Raw genomic sequence first — 18,677 nt, forward strand, 5'->3', positions numbered from 1 at the left:
GCTGCTTGGCACGAGACCGTTCAACTCTTGATCAGGCGCATCAACTCATCCTCTGCTGTTGATGCGGACTACCGAGTAGAATGACCGAGCTCGACGCCGGGCATATGGCTGTCACGCTAGCAAGCGAGGCCTGGGGGCAACTCTGGGGGCAAGCGCTATTTTGCTTTGTGTGAGATTCCGTCAGCAGGGCCATTTACCTGGTATTATTAGAGTCCACCCATACCACCAAACGTGTCGCGCGTGTCTGTCCCGCCGACGTGTCCATCCGCGCGGACGTCGCCATGCACATCTTCAAGGTGTTTCAGCTCGAAGCAGCCCACCGCCTGCCGCACGTGCCGGAAGGCCACAAATGCGCGCGGCTGCACGGGCATTCGTTCCGCGTCGAGATTCATGTTTCCGGCGAGCCGGACCCGCGGCTCGGCTGGGTGATGGACTTTGCCGAGCTGAAGACGACCTTCCAGCCGCTGTATGACCGGCTCGACCACCACTATCTCAACGACATCGAGGGGCTGGAGAACCCGACCAGCGAGATGCTGGCGCGCTGGATCTGGCAGCGGCTGGAGCCGCGGCTGGCGGGGCTGGACAAGGTGGTGGTGCACGAGACCTGCACCTCGGGGGCCAGCTGCAGCCGGGCCGATTTCTGACGCGTTGCGTTATGCGGGTGATTTCCGCAAGTTGGCGTACAGGATGAACATTTGCCGACTGGTCTGGCGATTCCGGGAAATTCATGTTGCATTGCAACAGAAGTCTTGCTAGAGTGGCTGCCACTACCCCACCTCCACCCGAGGAACAAGCCATGACCCAGCAATTCAACAACCAGCTTTTTGCGTTCACCAAGCAGTTCACCGACAGCGCGTTCAAGGCGCATTCGCTGGCCCTGAAGGGGCTGGAGAAGGTTGCCGAGCTGCAGCTCAAGGCGCTCGAGGAGCAGACCAAGGTCTCCGCCGAGTTCGTCACCGACGTGATGGAAACCCGCGACGTCGACGGCCTGCGCGGCCTGTGGGAGAAGGGCAGCAGCCTGAGCCGCGAGAATGCCGAGCGCGCCGTGGCGGTGTCGCAGGAAGTGCTGTCGATCACCCAGAAGACCGCCGAGTCGCTGACCGCGCTGGTGCAGGAGCAGCGCCAGGCGGCCAATGACGCCGTGACCGCGCCGGTCGCCGGCAAGAAGGCCGCCGCCAAGTAATTCGCGGCTGCCGTGCAGCGGTACAAAGCTTCGAGAAGGCCGGACAGGGATGTCCGGCCTTCTTTTGTGCGCAAGATCGTGCGATCGCGGCAGATCGTCGCAGGCCTCGCGCCAGGCTGTGCGCTGGCGGGCGCGGCGGGGATTGGCAGGCTTCGCGGCTTGTCCGGGCAATCGGCGCACTGATATACTTTTACGGATTCGGATCGTGGCGGGTGACTGGATCGGTGCCGCCTGACAAGGGTCGCGCGGAGACGTCACTTGCTCAACAACCTGGCCTCGGGTCGGCGCCTCGCCTCGCGCATCGTGCTGCTGCAGTTCGCGGTGGCTCTGCTGGTGGGCTGCGTCTTCCTAGCACTGGGGCGTCGTGAAGCGGCATCGGCCGCGGCAGGCGCGGTGGTGGTGGCGCTGGGTACCGCAGCGATGTCGGCGCGGATGTTCAGCGGCATCAGCGGCGCGGGTCTGGCGCTGGGTCGGCTGCTGACGGGCATGTTCCTGAAATGGATCGTGATCGTCGGAGGGCTGGTCGTGATCCTGTTCCAATTCAAGTTGCCGCCACTGGCCGCCATCACGGGGTTGGTGGCTGCCTACGCGGTCTATCTGCTGGCGTTCAGATTCAAGGGTTGAAGCATGGCAAGCGAGTCGGGCGGGCTTACCGAATACATCCAGCACCACCTGCAGCATCTTGTTCCGCATGCGAGCAAGGAAGGCTTCTGGGCGGTGCACCTCGACTCGGTCAGCGTGTCGCTGGCGCTCGGCGTGCTGTTCTGCCTGTGGTTCTGGCTGAAGGCACGCAAGGCGACGGCCGGCGTACCTTCCAAGGGTCAGGCCTTTGTCGAGATCATCCTCGAGTTCGTCGATGGCCAGGTCAAGGACGTGTTCCACGGCGACCGCCGCGTGCTGGGTCCGCTGGCGCTGACCGTGTTCGTCTGGGTGTTCCTGATGAACGCCATGGATCTGCTGCCGGTCGACCTGTTGCCGTGGATCACCGAGAAGTTCGGCGTCGGCCACTTCCGCGCCGTACCGACCGCCGACATCAACATGACCTTCGCGATGTCGCTGACGGTGTTCGTGCTGATCATCTTCTACAGCTTCAAGGCCAAGGGTGCCGGCGGCTACATGCGCGAGCTGTTCACCGCGCCGTTCGGCTCGAGCCCGTTCCTGTGGCTGCCCAACTTCCTACTCAACGTGGTCGAGCTGCTGTCCAAACCGGTGAGCCTGGCGATGCGACTGTTCGGCAACATGTACGCCGGCGAGCTGGTGTTCATGCTGATCGCCGGCCTGTTCAGTGCCGGCGCGGGCCTGGCCGGCTGGGCCCTGTACGGCGCAGGCATCATCGGCTACACGGTGTGGGGCATCTTCCACATCCTGATCATCTCGATCCAGGCCTTCATCTTCATGGTGCTGACGATCGTGTACATCTCGATGGCGCACGATCACCACTGATTGGCTGTTGTCGAATCCTTCGTTTCATCCGTTTTTGCCATTCCCAGTTTGCTTTTCTCAGGAGACCGTCGTGGAACTCATCACTCAAATTGCTCAAGTGCAGTCCTTCACCGCCATCGCGCTGGGCCTGATCATCGGCCTCGGTGCGCTCGGTGCCTGTATCGGTATCGGCGTCATGGGCTCGAAGTTCCTCGAAGCGGCTGCACGCCAGCCGGAACTGGTGCCGCTGCTGCAGGGCCGCATGTTCCTGCTCGCCGGCCTGATCGACGCGGCGTTCCTGATCGGCGTGGCGCTGGCGATGTATTTCGCCGTGGCCAACCCGCTGCTGTCCAAGCTTGCCGGTGCCTGAGTCACGTGGCGGCGCACAGCGCCGCCGTTTCGACCCGGGCGTCCTGACGCCCGGGTTCGGTTCAACCCGTATTTGCAGGTAACGCAGCGATGGATTTCAACGCGACCTTGATTGGCGAAATGATTTCGTTCGCCATCCTGATCTGGTTCTGTGTGCACTTCATCTGGCCGTATCTCAACAAGGCCATCGAAGAGCGCCAGCTCAAGATCGCCGAAGGCCTGAATGCGGCCGAGCGCGCGCACGCCGACCTGAAGGCTGCCGACTCCAAGGTGCAGGCCGAGATCAAGCAGGCCCGCCTGCAAGCCTCGGAGATCATCGACAAGGCCCAGCAGCAGGCCAACCAGATCATCGAAAAGGCCCGTGGCGAGGCCGTCAGCGAAATCAACCGCCTGAAGGCTTCGGCGCAGGACGACATCGCCTCGATGGCCCAGCGCGCGCGCGACGAGCTGCGCGAGCAGGTCGGTGCGCTGGCCGTGGCCGGCGCAAGCAGGATCGTGCAGCGCGAGGTCGATGCGTCGACGCACAAGGCCTTGCTCGACCAGCTCGCGGCCGAGATCTGATCGATGGCCCAGGCAATCACCCTCGCCCGTCCCTACGCCCGCGCCGCGTTCGAAGTGGCGCATGCCGCCGGCACGCTGGACGCGTGGTCGCAGGCGCTGGCGTTCGCCGCCGCGGTCGCGGCCGATCCGCGCGTGGCCGGTCTCGGCAACGATCCGCGGGTGGTGCCCGCGCAGCTCGTCGCGCTGCATCTGCCGGCCGGCATCGCCGCCGATGCGCCATTCGGCCAGTTCCTCGCCGAAATGGCCGAGCAGCGACGCCTTGCGTTGCTGCCGGAGGTGGCCGAGCTGTACGAGACGTTCAAGCGCGAATCCGAGTCGCAGCTGCTGGTCAAGGTGACCAGCGCGATGGCGCTGGACGCAGCGCAGACCGAGCAGCTCAAGGCTTCGCTGAAGCGCCGCTTCAAGCGCGAGATCGAACTGGATACCCAGGTCGATGCCTCGCTGCTGGCCGGTGCGGTGATCGACACCGGCAGCGAAGTGATCGACGGCTCCGCGCGCGGCAGGCTGGCCAAGCTGGCTGGCGCATTGAGCCAGTAGTTTCACGCGAAGCCAGCTTCGCGAAAGGCAATACCGGCAGTTCGGGCCGGACAGTTTGGTTTCACGCGAAGTCCATTTTCGCGACGAGCAAAACCCGACCCTCCATGGTCGGACAGATTGGTTTCACGCGAGATCGATCTCGCGAAGAGCAAGGCCGGCCATCCGGGCCGGACTGTTCAACAAGAGCTTTTCATTTCCGGGATAGATGACCATGTCCAGCACCACACTGAATCCGTCCGAGATCAGCGAACTGATCAAGAGCCGCATCGAGCAGTTCAAGCTCGGCGCCGAGGCACGCAACGAGGGCACGATCATCAGCGTGTCCGACGGCATCGTGCGCATCCACGGCCTGGCCGACGCGATGCAGGGCGAAATGATCGAGCTGCCGGGCAATGCGTTTGCGCTGGCGCTGAACCTCGAGCGCGACTCCGTCGGCGCGGTGGTGCTGGGCGACTACCAGCACCTGCGCGAGGGCGACACCGCCAAGACCACCGGCCGCATCCTCGAAGTGCCGATCGGCCCGGAGCTGCTCGGCCGCGTGGTCGATGCGCTGGGCAATCCGATCGACGGCAAGGGCCCGCTGAACGCCAAGCTCACCGCGCCGGTCGAGAAGGTCGCGCCGGGCGTGATCTGGCGCAAGTCGGTCGACCAGCCGCTGCAGACCGGCTACAAGTCGGTCGACGCGATGATCCCGGTCGGCCGCGGCCAGCGCGAGCTGATCATCGGCGACCGCCAGACCGGCAAGACCGCGCTGGCGATCGACGCGATCATCGCCCAGCGCGATTCGGGCATCAAATGCATCTACGTGGCGATCGGCCAGAAGCGTTCGTCGATCGCCAACGTGGTGCGCAAGCTGGAAGAGAACGGCGCCCTGGCCAATACCATCGTGGTGGTCGCCTCGGCCTCCGAGTCGGCCGCGCTGCAGTACGTGGCGCCGTATTCCGGTTGCGCGATGGGCGAGTACTTCCGCGATCGCGGCCAGGATGCCCTGATCGTCTACGACGATCTGTCCAAGCAGGCCGTGGCCTATCGCCAGATCTCGCTGCTGCTGAAGCGCCCGCCGGGCCGCGAGGCGTATCCGGGCGACGTATTCTATCTCCACTCGCGTCTGCTCGAGCGCGCCTCGCGCGTGTCCGAGGCCTATGTCGAGAAGTTCACCAACGGCGAGGTCAAGGGCAAGACCGGCTCGCTGACCGCGCTGCCGATCATCGAGACCCAGGGCGGCGACGTCTCCGCATTCGTGCCGACCAACGTGATCTCGATCACCGACGGCCAGATCTTCCTGGAAACCGACCTGTTCAACGCCGGCATCCGCCCGGCCGTCAACGCCGGCATCTCGGTGTCGCGCGTGGGCGGTTCGGCGCAGACCAAGATCGTCAAGAAGCTCTCCGGCGGCGTCAAGCTGGCGCTGGCGCAGTTCCGCGAGCTGGCCGCGTTCGCGCAGTTTGCCTCGGACCTGGACCCGGCCACCCGCGCCCAGCTTGATCGCGGCCAGCGCGTCACCGAGCTGATGAAGCAGAAGCAGTATTCGCCGCTGTCGATCGCCGAGCTGGCGCTGTCGGTCTACGCCGCCGAGAAGGGCTACCTCGACGACCTGCCGGTGAACAAGGTGCTGCCGTTCGAGAAGGGCCTGCACGCCTTCATGCATCAGACCCACGAGGAACTGATGAAGAAGATCGTCGCCACCGGCGCCTGGGACAACGACATCGAAGCCACCTTCAAGGCCTCGCTGGACGAGTACAAGAAGACCGGCAGCTGGTGAGAGGGCCGGGATTCGGGATCGAGGTCAGGGATGCGGCAGGACGCGAGTTCGCCGTTTCCGTGAATCCCGGATCCGCAACCCCACGAGTGAGCACAGCGAGCGAGTAGAAGATGGCAAGCGGACGCGAAATCAAAACCAAGATCAAGAGCACGCAGAACATGCGCAAGGTGACGCGCGCGCTCGAGATGGTCTCGGCGGCCAAGATCCGTCGCGCACAGGACCTGATGCGCGCCTCGCGCCCGTATGCGCGGCTGATGCGCAAGGTGATCGCGCACGTGGCGCAGGCCAGCACGGATTTCAGCCATCCGTTTTTGGTCGAGCGCGACAACGTGGCGCGGGTCGGCTACATCGTGGTGTCGACCGACCGCGGCCTGTGCGGCGGCCTCAACTCCAACCTGTTCCGCCGCCTGCTGCCGGCGATCGCCGAGTGGCAGAAGCAGGGCGTGCAGGTCGACGTGGTGGCGATCGGCCAGAAGGCGATCTCGTTCTTCCGCCGCATCAAGGGCGTCAACCTGGTCGGCACGGTCAGCCACCTGGGCGAGAAACCGCGGCTGGAGCAGCTGGTCGGCGTGATCAAGGTGATGATGGACGCCTACGCGGCCAACGGCCTGGATCGCGTGTTCCTCGCCTACAGCGACTTCGTCAACACCATGACGCAGAAGCCGACCATCGACGCGCTGCTGCCGCTGCCGCTGGTGGCGGCCGAGCTGGAAGCGCATGAGGATGCCGGCGAGTCGGCCTATGCGGGCGTGAAGCTGGAAGCCGGGCATGACTGGGACTACCTCTACGAGCCCGACGCGCAGACCGTGCTGGAGCACGTGCTGGGCCGCTACATCGAGTCGGTGGTGTACCAGGCCACACTGGAGAATCTGGCCAGCGAGCACGCCGCCCGCATGGTCGCGATGAAGGCCGCGTCGGACAACGCGAACAAGGTGATCGACACGCTGACGCTGACCTACAACAAGGCACGCCAGGCGGCGATCACGCAGGAAATATCGGAAATCGTCGGCGGTGCCGCGGCGGTATGAGTGCAGGCATCCATGCCTGCAAGAGCAAGTCAAGAAGCGGCCATCCATGGCCGCACTGTTGAAGGGAAGCGATCATTCGTGATCGCAGGGCAAGATCAAGAAGCAGCCATCCGTGGTTGCACTCTCAAATGAAGCGACGCTTCGTCGGCGCTATGACAAGACACTTAGAGATTCATCCGGAGCTATCAGCATGAGCCAGGGCAAAGTTGTTCAGATCATCGGCGCGGTCGTCGACGTGGAGTTCGCGCGTGACCAGGTGCCGCAGGTGTACGACGCACTCAAGATCGACGGCACCGATATCACGCTGGAAGTGCAGCAGCAGCTCGGCGACGGCATCGTGCGCGCGATCGCGCTGGGCTCCACCGAGGGCCTGAAGCGCGGCCTCATGGCACGCAACACCGGCGAAGGCATCAAGGTGCCGGTCGGCAAGGCCACCCTGGGCCGGATCATGGACGTGCTGGGCAATCCGATCGACGAGGTCGGCCCGATCGAGGCGAAGGATCACTGGGTGATCCACCGCGAGGCGCCGAGCTACGACGAGCAGGCCGCGTCGAACGACCTGCTGGAAACCGGCATCAAGGTGATCGACCTGGTCTGCCCGTTCGCCAAGGGCGGCAAGGTCGGCCTGTTCGGCGGCGCCGGCGTGGGCAAGACGGTGAACATGCTGGAGCTGATCAACAACATCGCCACCCAGCACGCCGGCCTGTCGGTGTTCGCCGGCGTCGGCGAGCGCACCCGCGAAGGCAACGACTTCTACCACGAGATGCAGGACGCGGGCGTCGTCAAAATCGACAACCTGCCCGAGTCGAAAGTGGCGATGGTCTACGGCCAGATGAACGAGCCGCCGGGCAACCGTCTGCGCGTGGCGCTGACCGGCCTGACCATGGCCGAGTACTTCCGCGACGAGAAGGACGAGAGCGGCAAGGGCAAGGACGTGCTGTTCTTCGTCGACAACATCTACCGCTACACCCTGGCCGGTACCGAAGTGTCCGCGCTGCTCGGCCGCATGCCGTCGGCGGTGGGCTACCAGCCGACGCTGGCCGAGGAAATGGGCGTGCTGCAGGAGCGCATCACCTCGACCAAGACCGGCTCGATCACCTCGATCCAGGCCGTCTACGTGCCCGCCGATGACTTGACCGATCCGTCGCCGGCGACCACCTTCGCGCATCTGGACTCCACCGTGACGCTGTCGCGCGACATCGCCTCGCGCGGCATCTACCCGGCGGTGGACCCGCTCGACTCGACCAGCCGTCAGCTCGATCCGAACGTGGTCGGCGCCGAGCACTACGACGTGGCCCGCCGCGTGCAGGGTACGCTGCAGCGCTACAAGGAGCTGAAGGACATCATCGCGATCCTGGGCATGGACGAGCTGTCCGAAGAGGACAAGCAGGCCGTGTACCGCGCGCGCAAGTGCGAGCGCTTCTTCTCGCAGCCGTTCCACGTGGCCGAAGTGTTCACCGGCTCGCCCGGCAAGTACGTGTCGCTGGCCGAAACCATCCGTGGCTTCAAGATGATCGTCGACGGCGACGTGGACCACCTGCCGGAGCAGGCGTTCTACATGGTCGGCGGCATCGACGAGGCGATCAAGAAGGGTGAGGAGATGGGGGCCAAGAAAGCCGCCTGAGGCGGCTTTCGGGAATAGTAAATAGGGAATAGGGAATCGGAATTGCCGCGACCTGCCCGCTTTCACTATTCCCCATTCCCTATTCTCCATTCCCTTCGAGCAAAGCGAGAAATCCCATGACAACCATCCGAGTCGACATCGTCAGCGCCGAAGCCGAGATTTTTTCCGGCGAGGCGACCATGGTCGTGGCGACCGGTGACCAGGGCGAGCTGGGTATCACGCCGCGCCACGCGCCGCTGATCACCCGACTCAAGCCCGGCCATGTCGACGTATTGCTGGAAGGCGGCGAGCGCCAGCAGTTCTATGTTTCCGGCGGCATCCTCGAAGTGCAGCCGCAGGTGGTCACCGTGCTGGCCGATACTGCCGCACGGGCGGCGGACCTGGATGAGGTATCCGCGCAGCAGGCGATGAAGGAAGCGCGCGACGCGCTGGCCAACCGCACCGACGCGATAGAACTGGCCGAGGCACAGACCCGGCTCACCCAGGCGATGGCCCAGTTGCAGGCGCTGGAGCGGCTGCGCAAGAACCTCAAGCACTGAGGCCCCGCGGCCGGATTCCTGCCGCTAGAGGTTTTCCGGCCCGCGGCGCAGCCAGCTGTCGATCAATGCCTTGTCGTAGCGCAGCGGATCGGTATCGCCCACGCGCGCGGCGCCACTCTGCAGGTAGCCCAGGTTGCGCAGCTTGCGCGAACCTTCGCGCACCACCTTGCCGTTGCTGTCGGTCAGTTTGAAGTCGAGATCGATGCGCGGCGGATAGACGTCCTTCATGAAGCGCACGTACCTCAGCTGCGGGCCGTGCCAGGGCTCGTAGCCGCCGGCGAGCTTGATGTCGGTGATGTTGACCTCCAGGCGATCGCCGGCCGGCAGCATCTTCGTGGCGCGCTTGATCAGATGGGCCTTCAGCGGCTCCAGGTAGCTCCTCCCGTTGAAGCGGTCCTGCAGCCCGTATTGCCGGGCCTCGCTGAACTCCTCCGGATTGACGTAATTCACGGTGACCCGCGCGCCGGGAACGGGCTCGCCCACGGCGATCGTCGGCGGCGGCGCGGCCGCGGCCATCGCGGGTGCCAGCCCGCCGGCCGCGGCCAGGGCAAGCAGGGCCACGAAACTGCACGGATGGATTCCGGTCATGCGCGTCATGCTGCACCTCGTCTGTTCGCTGCCTGTCGGCACCAGTCTGTCACGGCGATCGTTGCGCTTTTGTATGCGCCTTCGCAAGCCGCGGCGACGGCTCGGCCGCACCGGACCGGCGGCATCGGCTGCTATGCTTTTGCTTCGTTCGGAACGGGGTCGCAACCGATGGATACAACGCCGCTGCACGTGATCATCCTGGCGGCCGGTGCCGGCACGCGGATGAAATCCAATCGCGCCAAGGTGCTGATGCCGCTGGCCGGCAAGCCGCTGCTGGCGCACGTGCTCGCCACCGCGCGAACCTTGCAGCCAGCCGCCATCCACGTCGTCTACGGGCATTGTGGCGAGCAGGTGCGCGCGGCGTTTGCCGGGCAGGACGATCCCGGATCAGAGCCGGGGCAGGCCCTGCATTGGGTGTTGCAGGCCGAGCGGCTCGGCACCGGTCACGCGGTGGAGCAGGCGATCGCCGGCGTGCCGCGCGCGGCACGCGTACTGGTGCTGTACGGCGACGTGCCGCTGACCCGCGCGGAAACGCTGCGCCAGTTGCTGGACGCCGAAGGCGGCTTCAGCCTGCTCACCACGCGGCTGGCCGATCCGACCGGCTACGGGCGCGTGCTGTGCGACGGCAACGGCCACGTGCGCGAGGTGGTCGAGGAGAAGGACGCCGACGCCGGCCAGCGCGCGGTCAACCTGGTCAACACAGGCATCCTGCTGGCCGACGCGCTGGCCCTGCGCGGCTGGCTCAAGCAACTCGATCGCGACAACGCGCAAGGCGAGTACTACCTCACGGACATCTTCGCGATGGCTGCCGCCGAGGGCCGCGGCGCACTCAGCGTCGAGTGCGCAGACCCGGTGGAAGCCGCCGGCGCCAACGATCCCGTGCAACTGGCCGAGCTGGAAGCCGCCTGGCGTCGCCGCGCCGCGCACGCGTTGCTTCGCGATGGCGTGCGCATGGCCGACCCGCTGCGCGTGGAAGTGCGCGGGACGGTCGAGGCCGGCCGCGACGTCGAGCTCGATATCGACGTGATCCTGGAAGGGCGCGTGGTGCTCGGCGACGACGTGCGCATCGGCGCCTTCACTCGCCTGAAGGACGTGCAACTGGCCGCCGGCACCGTGCTGCATCCGCACTGCGATCTCGACGGCGTGGTCACTCACGGCCCGTGCACGATCGGCCCGTTCGCACGGCTGCGTCCGGGCACCGAGCTGGACGCCGGCGTGCACGTGGGCAACTTCGTCGAGACCAAGAAAACCCGCATCGGCGAAGGCAGCAAGGCCAACCACCTCACCTACCTCGGCGACACCGTGGTCGGCCGTGGCGTCAATATCGGCGCCGGCACCATCACCTGCAACTACGACGGCGTGAACAAGTTCGTTACCCGCATCGGCGACGGCGCCTTCATCGGCTCCAACTGCGCCCTGGTCGCCCCGGTGAGCATCGGCGCGCAAGCCACCCTCGGCGCCGGCTCGGTGATCACCCGCGACGCGCCGGAAGGCCAGCTGACTCTGGCGCGCGCCCGACAGCAGACGTTCGAGGGCTGGCGGCGACCGGTGAAACAGAAGTGAGGAGCGAAAGCTGAAGGGCCGCTCGCGCTGTTTTCGCGCCACGCGATCTGCGCGCCCGCGACGGGCCCCGTGCGTGTTCCGACCGTGACACTCGGCAAGGAAGGAGGACTGTGATGCAGAAATGGCTGAATGGCTTGATCGTGGTTTCGTCGATTGCGCTCTACGGTTGCGCTGGCGCCGGCTCGACGACAAGTGGCGCCCAGCAACGACAACTGCAATCGCTGCAACTGTTCGCCGCAGACGACACCCCGCGCTTCTCGCTTTACGTGGCATGCACCAGCGACAGCGTCAATTGCGTCAACGTCGGCAACGCGGTCTTCGCCTGGGCCCGCGATCACGACGTGACCGTCCACAACGTGGACTCCGATGATCCGGCGTTCACCGCCACCGCGTCGCGCGCCGCGGAGATCGCCTTGCCGTACCGGGTGGCCATCGACTACCGCCCCTCGGTGGCGCCTGGCTATTCGGCGTCTTCGTACAAGCAGTCCAGCGAGTCCTTTGCGCCGACGGTCGGTTACAGGGCCGTGATCTCGGTATTCCAGGCCGCTACCGGCAAATTGCTCATGCGGTCGCCGGTAAGGAACCAGCAAGCTGCGGATCACGGGAAAACGTCCAATCCCTACGTTCGTTCCCAGATGATCGAGCTGCTGGATTCGCTGGAGCCATCGGCGAAGGACTCCCGATGAAACCGGCGCATCGCTAAACGTAGCGCCAGCCGTCGATCTCGACCAGCAGTTCGCGGCGACAGATGTCGCCGTGCAGCAGCAGCAGGGGTACGCCCGGCAGGCGCCGCCGGAGCGCGTCGCGCACGCGTGGCGCGTCGCCGTCGTGGCGCAGGTAGACCTTGAGCGGTGAATGCGTGTCGAAGCCGGCGCGCATGTCGGCGCTGGCCAGCAGCGCGTCCAGGTTGGTCAGGGTTTCCTCCAGCTGCGCATCGAGGTTGTCGTGGTGGGCCGAGGCGTGGCCCACGACCGCGGCGGTGCCGGAAATGGCCAGCGTGTCGCGGGCCGGCAGGAGCATCGCCCGCGCAAAGCTGGGCGGGGTGGGGCCGTATTGCCGCGGGTAGCGCCATGCGCTGACCTGGCGCGGGTTCTCGACCCGGTGGCCGGCCAGCTCGCCGGCCAGCAGGTAGACCTGCAGGCGGTGTTCCGCCGCGAGGTGGCCGATCGCGGTGGCGGCGGGGAAACCTTCGGCGAAGAAATCGCCCATGCCGGCGGCGCGGCCTTCGCAGAAGCGCTTGTAGCGTTCCGCGTCGCCTTCGCCGTCGTTGATCGCGCCGATGTAGTTCCACACCCGCAGGACGTGCCGTGCGTCGCGGCCGGCGACGAACCGGTGCAGCAAGTCGTAGGCCTGCTTTGCGGTGGCGCGGGCGCCGCCGTGTTCGCGTTCGTCCAGTTCGACCGCGGCGAACAGCCAGCCGCCGCCGGTCGACCAGCGCAACGCGCCTTCCATGCCGCAGCGCACTGGCGCGTCCACCTGCCACAGTTCCAGCGGCGCGGGGGCATCGGTGCTGGCCAGCGCCACCTGCAGGTGGCGCGGATCGTCACCGGAGGGTACGGCCGGGTCGAAACCGAGCACCGCCAGCGTGCCCGGCGCCTCCAGCAGGGTGGCGACCTCCGCCATGCGATAGGACACCTGCGGCGCCCGCCGCGCCCGAGCTTCCACCTGCGGGTTTTCACATCCCTGGATCATGCTGGCCAACCGGAACGACAAGGCCGCTATGTTACACTCTGCGCCCACTGCCACCGGGGGGAGGCAATGCATCTGGCGTACGGAATCGAGCATGGCGGAACAGACAGAGGCGCAGCACGAGTTGGCCACCCTGGTGGTGGAATGCCTCAACCTCGAGGACGTCAATGCCGAGCAGATCGACCCCGATGCACCGCTGTTCGGGGGCGAACTGGGGCTCGACTCCATCGATGCACTGGAGATCGCCCTGGCCGTCTCCAAGCGCTACGGCTTCCAGCTGCGCTCGGACAACCCGGAAAACCGTCAGATCTTCGCCAGCCTGCGCAATCTGTCGAGCCACGTCGAGCAGCACCGCGCCTGAACGGTCGGTGCGGGATGGAGCGGTCGTGCGGGCTGGTCATGGACGCCTTGGCGCTGCATGGCGCCGCGCTTCCCGCCTTCGTCACGCCACCGTGCGCCACGCGTGGCAAGCTGCCGGTGCCGACCGAGTCGTCGCGGAATCGCGCATGAAATCCGCCGTATCCCCCCATGTTCCGACCTCGCGGCGCCACGCCTTGTGGTTGCTGCTCGCCTATCCGGTGTTCGCCATCGCCGGGGTGGTCACCCATCGGCCGATCTTCGCGCTGCTGGCGCTGGCGGTGCTGGCCAGCGTGCTGATGCTGCCGCGGCTGCAGTCGCGCCGACCGCTGCCGTGGTTGCTGTGGCTGCTGATGCTGGCCGGCGTGTGGCTGGCCTCGCGGCTCGGGCTGGCCGACCTGCTGCTGGAGGCGGTGCCGATCCTGATCAACGTGGCGCTGGCATGCTGGTTTGGCCGCAGCCTGCTCGGCGGCGAGCCGCTGGTGGCGCGTTTCGTGGTGGCGATCGAGGGTGCCGAGCGGCTGCGCGAGCCCGGCGTGGCGCGCTATGCGCGGCAGATCACCTGGTTCTGGACCGTGCTGCTGGCGGCGCAGGCGCTGCTGTTGACCGGCCTGCTGCTGTTCGCCGCACGCGACGGGCTGCTGCCGCGCCTCGGTGTGACGTCGGCGTGGTCGGTGCCCGAGCGCTGGGCCTCGGCATGGCTGCACGTGGGCTGCTACCTGCTGCTGGGCGCGGCGTTCCTGCTGGAGTACGCCTGGCGGCGCTGGCGCCTGCGCCATCTCAGCCACCCCGGCCTGCACGACATGCTGCTGAAACTGGCCCTGCGCTGGCCGCAGCTGCTGCACGGCAACGGCGGCGTCTCGCCATGAGCGGGTACGCACAGGCGTTGCAGTTCGCGGCCGATCATCCGGCCTTGCCCGGTCACTTCCCGGGACAGCCGCTGGTGCCCGGCGTGTTGCTGCTGGAGCAGCTGGCGCTGGCGCTGCGCGCGTGGCGCGGCCAGCGGCTGGTGCGCGTGCCGGAGGCGAAATTCGTGGCGCCGCTGCGGCCCGGCGAAGCGGCCCGGCTGGAACTGATGCCCGTCGCGGCATCGGCTTCGCGGGTCCGTTTCCGCATCGAGCGCGACGGCATGCTGCTGGCGCGTGGCGTCATCGAGGGCGAGGCATGAGCGACAGCGAACACTGGCAGAGCCGGCCCGAGGGCGGCGGCCGCTTCGCGCTGTGGCTGATCCGCGCGATTGCCCTGCATGGCGGGCGCCGGCTGGGCCGCTGCTGCCTGTATCCGATCACGCTGTACTTCTACTGCCGCCGCGGGCCGGAGCGCCGGGCTTCGGCGCGCTACCTGCAGCGCGTGTTCGGTCGCCCGGCCACGCCATGGCAGGTGCTGAAGCACATCCACTGTTTCGCCGCCACGATCATGGACCGGATCTTCCTGCTCGCCCACGGCGAGCAGCCGTTCCAGTTCGAGACGCAAGGCCTGGACCTGCTGGAACAGCGTGCTGCGCTGGGCCGCGGCGTGTTGCTGCTGGGTTCGCACCAGGGCAGCTTCGAGGCGCTGCGCGCGATCGGCGCGCGCCGGCCCGAGCTGCCGCTGCGGGTGGTGCTGGACAAGCAGAAGACCCCGGCGATGACCGAGCTGCTGGAGGCGCTGGCGCCGGAGGTGGGCGCCTGCGTGATCGACGCCGCGCAGGATGGCACCTCGATCGCGCTGGCCATGGCCGAAGCCTGCCAGCACGGCGCGCTGGTGGCGATGCTGGCCGACCGCGGCCGCGGCCACGAGGTGCTGCGCCGCGTCGACCTGCTGGGCTCGCCGGCGCCGTTCCCGGTCAGCCCGTGGTTGCTGGCGCATACGCTCAAGGTGCCGGTGGTACTGTGCTTCGGGCTTTACCTCGGCGGCAATCGCTACCGGCTGGTGTTCGAGCCGTTCAGCGAACGAGTGGAGATTCCCCGGCATGATCGGGGGCCGGCGCTGGACGCCCTGCTCGAGCGCTACGCGCAACGGCTGGAGCACTACATCCGCGTCGCTCCCTACAACTGGTTCAACTTCTATGATTTCTGGCAAGACCCGCCTGCTGCTGAACCTGCTGCTGCCGTGCTGGGCGGTCACCGCGTGGGCGTCTGAACCGGCGGTCGCGGCCACCTCGACCCAGGCCGTGATCGCCGGCCTGCGCCAGCCGGCACCGGCGCACACCGCGTTCGCCGAGGCGCGTTTCCTCAAGATGCTGGATCGTCCGCTGGTGGTCTCCGGGCAACTGTCCTGGCTGGGCGACGACCGCCTGCAGCGGCGCGTCGAGCACCCTCGCGCGGAGACCGCCACGATCGCCGACGGCGAAGTGACCCAGCAGCGCGACGGCAAGCCGGCGCGGCACTTTTCGCTCAAGCGTGCGCCGCAGCTGCAGGTGCTGCTGGACAGCTTCGTTGCCTTGCTCGGCGGTGATGCTGCCCGCTTGGAGCAGGCGTTCGAGATCCAGCGCGAAGGCGATGCCGCCGGCGCGTGGACGCTGACCCTGGTGCCGCGCGACGCCCACGTGGCGAAGACGGTCGCGCGCATCCGCATCGACGGCGTGGGCGACCAGTCGCGCTGCATGCACATGCAGGAGGCCGACGGCGACCTGGCGGTCGACCTGCTTGGTCCGCTCGCCGAAAAGATGCCGGCCGAACCGACCCGCGCCGAGCTGCAGGCGCTGTGCACGGGTTCGCCCTGAACATGCACCGCGGCGCCCGCGCCACGCTGCTGGTCACCTGGCTGCTGGCGCTGGCCGGACTCGGCTGGATCGTGAGCCAGCGCCTGCACGTCAGCAGCGACCTGCGCAGCTTCATGCCCGCGCCGACCACGCCGGACCAGCGCCTGCTGATGGAGCAGGTGGGCGAGGGGCCGGGTTCGCGCTTGCTGCTGCTGTCGATCTCCGGCGCTTCCGACGGGCAACTGGCCGGCTTGAGCCAGGGCCTCGCCGCCGCGCTGAAAAAGGACGCGCGCTACAGCCAGGTGCTCAACGGCAGCTTCGACCTCGCGTCGCTCGATCCCCGGTTGCTGCCGTATCGCTACCTGCTCTCGCCCACGCTGGACACGCAGCCGCTGGACGAGGCCTATCTCGCCGATCAGTTGCAGCAGCGGCTGGACGACCTCTCTTCGCCGGCCGCCAGCCTGCTGAAGAACCTGCTGCCGCGCGATCCCACGCTGGAGACGTTGAAACTGGCCGAGCGCTGGGCGCCGGCGAAATCGCCCCAGCTGCGCGACGGCGTGTGGTTCACCCCGCAGCACGAAGCGTTGCTGCTGGTGCAGACCGTGGCCGCCGGCTTCGACCCCGGCGCGCAGCAGCAGGCGATCGACGGCATCCGCGAGGCGTTCCACGTGTTGCCCGGCAGTGCCGACGCGCGGCTGGAACTGAGCGGTCCGGGCTACTTCAGCGTGGTGATCGGCGCGCAGACGCGGCACCAGGCCGACTGGATCGGGCGCATCTCCACCGTGGGGTTCATCGCGCTGCTGCTGCTGGCCTATCGCAGCGTGAGCTCGCTGCTGCTGTCCGCGCTGCCGATCGCCAGCGCCGCACTGGCCGGCATCGCCGCGCTCACCCTCGTGTTCAGCGAAGTGCACGGCATCACTCTGGCGTTCGGCTTCACCTTGCTCGGCGTGGCGCAGGAATACCCGATCCGCGTGCTCAGCCACCGCCGCGCCGGCGAGGACGCACTGCAAAGCGTGCGCGACCTGTGGCCGCTGCTGCTCACCGCGATCGCCTCGGCCTGCATCGCCTACCTCGCGTTCTACGCCTCCGGCGTGGCCGGGCTGCAGCAGTTGGCGGTGTTCACCATCGTGGGGTTGCTGGTGGCGGGCCTGAGCACGCGCTACCTGCTGCCGCATCTGTTGCCGCGGCGCGTGCGCGACGTGGCCGCGATGGGCTGGTTGATCGGTGCTCGCGGCTGGCTCGACCGGCTGCCGCGCCCGCGCTGGATTTCGCTGCTGGTGGCGCTGGCGATCGCGGCGATGCTGGCGCTGGCGCCGGGCCCGTTCTGGCAGAACAACCTTGCTGCGCTGACGCCGGTGCCGACCGCGTTGTTGCAGCACGATGCGCGTCTGCGCCAAGCGCTGGGCGCGCCGGACGTGCGTTACCTGCTGTTGTTGCAGGCACCCACCGAACAGGGCGTGCTGGCGCTGTCGCAATCGCTGCAGCCGCAGGCCGACGCGCTCGTGGCGCGACATGCGGTCGACGCGATCGAGCTGCCCTCGCGCTACCTGCCTGCCGTGGCGCAGCAGCGCGCGCGGCAGCAGAAGTTGCCCGATCGCGCCATGCTCGAACATGCGCTGGCCGGGGCGCTGCAGGGCATGCCGTTCCGCGCCGACCTGTTCCAGCCGTTCGTCGATGACGTGGAAACCGCACGCGCGCTGCCGCCGCTGACGCCCGAGCGCTACGCGCAGACGCCGCTGGGCCAGCGCCTGGCCGCGATGCTGGTCCAGCGCGATGGCCACTGGCTGGGCCTGGCCACGGTCAGCGGCGTGCATGACGTCGCCGCGCTGCAGACGCTCGGCGCGGACCGCGGCGGCGCGGTGCATCTGCTTGACCTCAAGGCCGCCTCCGAATCGCTGGTGGCCGCCTATCGCACGCGCATCCTGCAGGCGCTGCTGGCGGCCGGACTGCTGCTGGTGGTGACGATCTCGGTCGCCCTGCGCAGCGCGCGCCGCGCCTGGCACGTGCTGGCGCCGATGACGCTGGCAACCTTCCTGGTGCTCGCGGTCGAGCGCGTGGCCGGCATCGAGATCTCGCTGTTCCACCTGGTCGCGCTGATCCTCGCCGGCGGCCTGGGCCTGCATTACGCGCTGTTCTTCGAGCGCGACACCGGCGACCCGGCCGAGCAGCGGCGCACCTTGCACGCCACCCTGGTCTGCGTGCTGTCCGCGCTGCTGGTGTTCGGCATGCTGGCGTGGGCGACGATTCCGGTGTTGCGCGCGATCGGGCTCACGGTGAGCCTGGGCGTGGCGTTCCACTTCTGCCTGTCGATCCTGATGGCGCCGCATGCTCGACAAGACTGACTGGGCCCACCTCATCCCGCACGCCGGCCGCATGTGCCTGCTCGATGCGGTACTGGCGTGGGACGAGCGCGGCATCCACGCCATCAGCGCCGGTCACGCGCGCCTGGACAACCCGCTGCGCGGCGGGCACGGCCTGCACGCGGTGCACCTGGCCGAGTACGGTGCACAGGCGATGGCCGTGCATGGCGCATTGCTGGCGCGCGAGCGGGGCCATGAAACGGTGCGCCCCGGCCGGCTGGTCAGCCTGCGCGAGGTGGACTTGTTCGCGGAACATGTCGACCATCTGGATGGCCGTCTGGACGTCCATGCCGAATGTCTGTACGCCGACGACGGCGGCGCCCAGTATGCGTTCCGCGTCGAGCACCAAGGCCGCCTGCTGTGCCGCGGCCGCGCCGCGGTGATCCACCCCCAATCCTGATTCGAGGTCGCC

General features: G+C 67.4%; 22 protein-coding genes. 20 read left to right on the top strand and 2 right to left on the bottom strand.

Translation table 11 applies throughout. The features are described from left to right. Positions 1 to 281: 281 nt before the first annotated feature. The 11 genes from queD (at position 282) to ACVCMG_RS11470 (ending at position 9,025) form a co-directional block, all read left to right on the top strand. Positions 282 to 644 (top strand): 6-carboxytetrahydropterin synthase QueD, encoded by a 363-nt coding sequence (gene queD, locus ACVCMG_RS11420; RefSeq protein ID WP_447114175.1) that lies wholly within the window; start codon positions 282 to 284, stop codon positions 642 to 644. A gap of 152 nt (positions 645 to 796) precedes the next feature. After that, complete coding sequence (locus ACVCMG_RS11425; RefSeq protein ID WP_324895272.1) at positions 797 to 1,183, top strand: phasin family protein; 387 nt, start codon at positions 797 to 799, stop codon at positions 1,181 to 1,183. Positions 1,184 to 1,441: 258 nt separating this feature from the next. Continuing rightward, positions 1,442 to 1,807, top strand: coding sequence for a hypothetical protein (locus ACVCMG_RS11430; protein ID WP_447114176.1), 366 nt, complete (start codon positions 1,442 to 1,444; stop codon positions 1,805 to 1,807). Between the two features lie 3 nt (positions 1,808 to 1,810). Beyond that, a complete protein-coding gene (atpB, locus tag ACVCMG_RS11435) occupies positions 1,811 to 2,626 on the top strand; it encodes a F0F1 ATP synthase subunit A (protein WP_447106980.1) in 816 nt (271 codons plus the stop codon). Positions 2,627 to 2,696: 70 nt separating this feature from the next. Further along, entirely contained in the window at positions 2,697 to 2,975 is a 279-nt protein-coding gene (atpE, locus tag ACVCMG_RS11440) for a F0F1 ATP synthase subunit C (protein ID WP_136257245.1), read from the top strand. Positions 2,976 to 3,064: 89 nt separating this feature from the next. Continuing rightward, the gene (locus ACVCMG_RS11445; RefSeq protein WP_395120625.1) at positions 3,065 to 3,535 is read left to right on the top strand and encodes a F0F1 ATP synthase subunit B; all 471 of its coding nucleotides are present in this window, start codon (positions 3,065 to 3,067) and stop codon (positions 3,533 to 3,535) included. A 3-nt stretch (positions 3,536 to 3,538) separates the two neighbouring features. Further along, complete coding sequence (locus ACVCMG_RS11450) at positions 3,539 to 4,072, top strand: F0F1 ATP synthase subunit delta (RefSeq protein WP_395120624.1); 534 nt, start codon at positions 3,539 to 3,541, stop codon at positions 4,070 to 4,072. 211 nt (positions 4,073 to 4,283) lie between these two features. Beyond that, complete coding sequence (atpA, locus tag ACVCMG_RS11455) at positions 4,284 to 5,834, top strand: F0F1 ATP synthase subunit alpha (RefSeq protein WP_395120623.1); 1,551 nt, start codon at positions 4,284 to 4,286, stop codon at positions 5,832 to 5,834. Positions 5,835 to 5,944: 110 nt separating this feature from the next. Then, positions 5,945 to 6,862 carry a F0F1 ATP synthase subunit gamma gene (gene atpG, locus ACVCMG_RS11460; protein ID WP_395120622.1) on the top strand — a complete coding sequence of 306 codons (918 nt, stop codon included), beginning with the start codon at positions 5,945 to 5,947 and terminating at the stop codon, positions 6,860 to 6,862. Positions 6,863 to 7,052: 190 nt separating this feature from the next. After that, positions 7,053 to 8,486 carry a F0F1 ATP synthase subunit beta gene (gene atpD / locus ACVCMG_RS11465; RefSeq protein ID WP_395120621.1) on the top strand — a complete coding sequence of 478 codons (1,434 nt, stop codon included), beginning with the start codon at positions 7,053 to 7,055 and terminating at the stop codon, positions 8,484 to 8,486. A 116-nt stretch (positions 8,487 to 8,602) separates the two neighbouring features. Next, a complete protein-coding gene (locus ACVCMG_RS11470; RefSeq protein ID WP_395120620.1) occupies positions 8,603 to 9,025 on the top strand; it encodes a F0F1 ATP synthase subunit epsilon in 423 nt (140 codons plus the stop codon). 24 nt (positions 9,026 to 9,049) lie between these two features. Here ACVCMG_RS11470 and ACVCMG_RS11475 read toward each other — a convergent pair whose 3' ends face one another. Beyond that, positions 9,050 to 9,622 carry a DUF3016 domain-containing protein gene (locus ACVCMG_RS11475; RefSeq protein WP_447106979.1) on the bottom strand — a complete coding sequence of 191 codons (573 nt, stop codon included), beginning with the start codon at positions 9,620 to 9,622 and terminating at the stop codon, positions 9,050 to 9,052. 159 nt (positions 9,623 to 9,781) lie between these two features. Between ACVCMG_RS11475 and glmU the strand changes: the two genes are divergently transcribed. Beyond that, positions 9,782 to 11,176, top strand: a complete 1,395-nt coding sequence (gene glmU, locus ACVCMG_RS11480) for a bifunctional UDP-N-acetylglucosamine diphosphorylase/glucosamine-1-phosphate N-acetyltransferase GlmU (RefSeq protein WP_447114177.1) — start codon at positions 9,782 to 9,784, stop codon at positions 11,174 to 11,176. 113 nt (positions 11,177 to 11,289) lie between these two features. Next, entirely contained in the window at positions 11,290 to 11,862 is a 573-nt protein-coding gene (locus ACVCMG_RS11485) for a hypothetical protein (protein ID WP_395120617.1), read from the top strand. A gap of 13 nt (positions 11,863 to 11,875) precedes the next feature. Here the strand turns inward: ACVCMG_RS11485 and ACVCMG_RS11490 are convergent, their stop codons facing one another. Continuing rightward, a complete protein-coding gene (locus ACVCMG_RS11490) occupies positions 11,876 to 12,868 on the bottom strand; it encodes a chorismate transformation enzyme, FkbO/Hyg5 family (RefSeq protein WP_447114178.1) in 993 nt (330 codons plus the stop codon). 91 nt (positions 12,869 to 12,959) lie between these two features. Here ACVCMG_RS11490 and ACVCMG_RS11495 point away from each other — a divergent pair, with 91 nt between their 5' ends. From ACVCMG_RS11495 to ACVCMG_RS11525, 7 genes are all read left to right on the top strand, one after another. Then, positions 12,960 to 13,226, top strand: a complete 267-nt coding sequence (locus ACVCMG_RS11495) for a phosphopantetheine-binding protein (protein WP_395120615.1) — start codon at positions 12,960 to 12,962, stop codon at positions 13,224 to 13,226. 145 nt (positions 13,227 to 13,371) lie between these two features. Then, positions 13,372 to 14,091 carry a xanthomonadin biosynthesis protein gene (locus ACVCMG_RS11500; RefSeq protein ID WP_395120614.1) on the top strand — a complete coding sequence of 240 codons (720 nt, stop codon included), beginning with the start codon at positions 13,372 to 13,374 and terminating at the stop codon, positions 14,089 to 14,091. Continuing rightward, positions 14,088 to 14,390, top strand: a complete 303-nt coding sequence (locus tag ACVCMG_RS11505; protein WP_395120613.1) for a hydroxymyristoyl-ACP dehydratase — start codon at positions 14,088 to 14,090, stop codon at positions 14,388 to 14,390. The genes ACVCMG_RS11500 and ACVCMG_RS11505 overlap by 4 nt, the downstream gene beginning before the upstream one ends. Then, the gene (locus ACVCMG_RS11510) at positions 14,387 to 15,343 is read left to right on the top strand and encodes an LpxL/LpxP family acyltransferase (RefSeq protein ID WP_395120612.1); all 957 of its coding nucleotides are present in this window, start codon (positions 14,387 to 14,389) and stop codon (positions 15,341 to 15,343) included. The genes ACVCMG_RS11505 and ACVCMG_RS11510 overlap by 4 nt, the downstream gene beginning before the upstream one ends. Then, positions 15,270 to 15,926, top strand: coding sequence for a LolA-related protein (locus tag ACVCMG_RS11515; RefSeq protein ID WP_395120610.1), 657 nt, complete (start codon positions 15,270 to 15,272; stop codon positions 15,924 to 15,926). Before ACVCMG_RS11510 ends, ACVCMG_RS11515 begins: the two co-directional genes overlap by 74 nt. 2 nt (positions 15,927 to 15,928) lie before the next feature. After that, positions 15,929 to 18,247, top strand: a complete 2,319-nt coding sequence (locus ACVCMG_RS11520) for an MMPL family transporter (RefSeq protein WP_395120608.1) — start codon at positions 15,929 to 15,931, stop codon at positions 18,245 to 18,247. Further along, positions 18,231 to 18,665, top strand: coding sequence for a phosphotransferase (locus ACVCMG_RS11525; RefSeq protein WP_395120606.1), 435 nt, complete (start codon positions 18,231 to 18,233; stop codon positions 18,663 to 18,665). The genes ACVCMG_RS11520 and ACVCMG_RS11525 overlap by 17 nt, the downstream gene beginning before the upstream one ends. The last annotated feature ends 12 nt before the right edge of the window (positions 18,666 to 18,677 follow it).

The sequence above is a fragment of the Rhodanobacter sp. UC4451_H18 genome (genome assembly GCF_052978225.1).

Coding starts and splice junctions, on each gene's coding strand:
- atpD (WP_395120621.1), top strand. CDS start 7,053: ATGAGCCAGGGCAAAGTTGTTCAGATCATCGGCGCGGTCGTCGACGTG.
- ACVCMG_RS11505 (WP_395120613.1), top strand. CDS start 14,088: ATGAGCGGGTACGCACAGGCGTTGCAGTTCGCGGCCGATCATCCGGCC.
- ACVCMG_RS11500 (WP_395120614.1), top strand. CDS start 13,372: ATGAAATCCGCCGTATCCCCCCATGTTCCGACCTCGCGGCGCCACGCC.
- ACVCMG_RS11445 (WP_395120625.1), top strand. CDS start 3,065: ATGGATTTCAACGCGACCTTGATTGGCGAAATGATTTCGTTCGCCATC.
- ACVCMG_RS11425 (WP_324895272.1), top strand. CDS start 797: ATGACCCAGCAATTCAACAACCAGCTTTTTGCGTTCACCAAGCAGTTC.
- ACVCMG_RS11475 (WP_447106979.1), bottom strand. CDS start 9,622: ATGACGCGCATGACCGGAATCCATCCGTGCAGTTTCGTGGCCCTGCTT.
- atpA (WP_395120623.1), top strand. CDS start 4,284: ATGTCCAGCACCACACTGAATCCGTCCGAGATCAGCGAACTGATCAAG.
- ACVCMG_RS11520 (WP_395120608.1), top strand. CDS start 15,929: ATGCACCGCGGCGCCCGCGCCACGCTGCTGGTCACCTGGCTGCTGGCG.
- ACVCMG_RS11450 (WP_395120624.1), top strand. CDS start 3,539: ATGGCCCAGGCAATCACCCTCGCCCGTCCCTACGCCCGCGCCGCGTTC.
- ACVCMG_RS11485 (WP_395120617.1), top strand. CDS start 11,290: ATGCAGAAATGGCTGAATGGCTTGATCGTGGTTTCGTCGATTGCGCTC.
- ACVCMG_RS11495 (WP_395120615.1), top strand. CDS start 12,960: ATGGCGGAACAGACAGAGGCGCAGCACGAGTTGGCCACCCTGGTGGTG.
- ACVCMG_RS11510 (WP_395120612.1), top strand. CDS start 14,387: ATGAGCGACAGCGAACACTGGCAGAGCCGGCCCGAGGGCGGCGGCCGC.
- ACVCMG_RS11490 (WP_447114178.1), bottom strand. CDS start 12,868: ATGATCCAGGGATGTGAAAACCCGCAGGTGGAAGCTCGGGCGCGGCGG.
- atpG (WP_395120622.1), top strand. CDS start 5,945: ATGGCAAGCGGACGCGAAATCAAAACCAAGATCAAGAGCACGCAGAAC.
- ACVCMG_RS11515 (WP_395120610.1), top strand. CDS start 15,270: ATGATTTCTGGCAAGACCCGCCTGCTGCTGAACCTGCTGCTGCCGTGC.
- queD (WP_447114175.1), top strand. CDS start 282: ATGCACATCTTCAAGGTGTTTCAGCTCGAAGCAGCCCACCGCCTGCCG.
- glmU (WP_447114177.1), top strand. CDS start 9,782: ATGGATACAACGCCGCTGCACGTGATCATCCTGGCGGCCGGTGCCGGC.
- ACVCMG_RS11470 (WP_395120620.1), top strand. CDS start 8,603: ATGACAACCATCCGAGTCGACATCGTCAGCGCCGAAGCCGAGATTTTT.
- ACVCMG_RS11525 (WP_395120606.1), top strand. CDS start 18,231: ATGCTCGACAAGACTGACTGGGCCCACCTCATCCCGCACGCCGGCCGC.
- atpB (WP_447106980.1), top strand. CDS start 1,811: ATGGCAAGCGAGTCGGGCGGGCTTACCGAATACATCCAGCACCACCTG.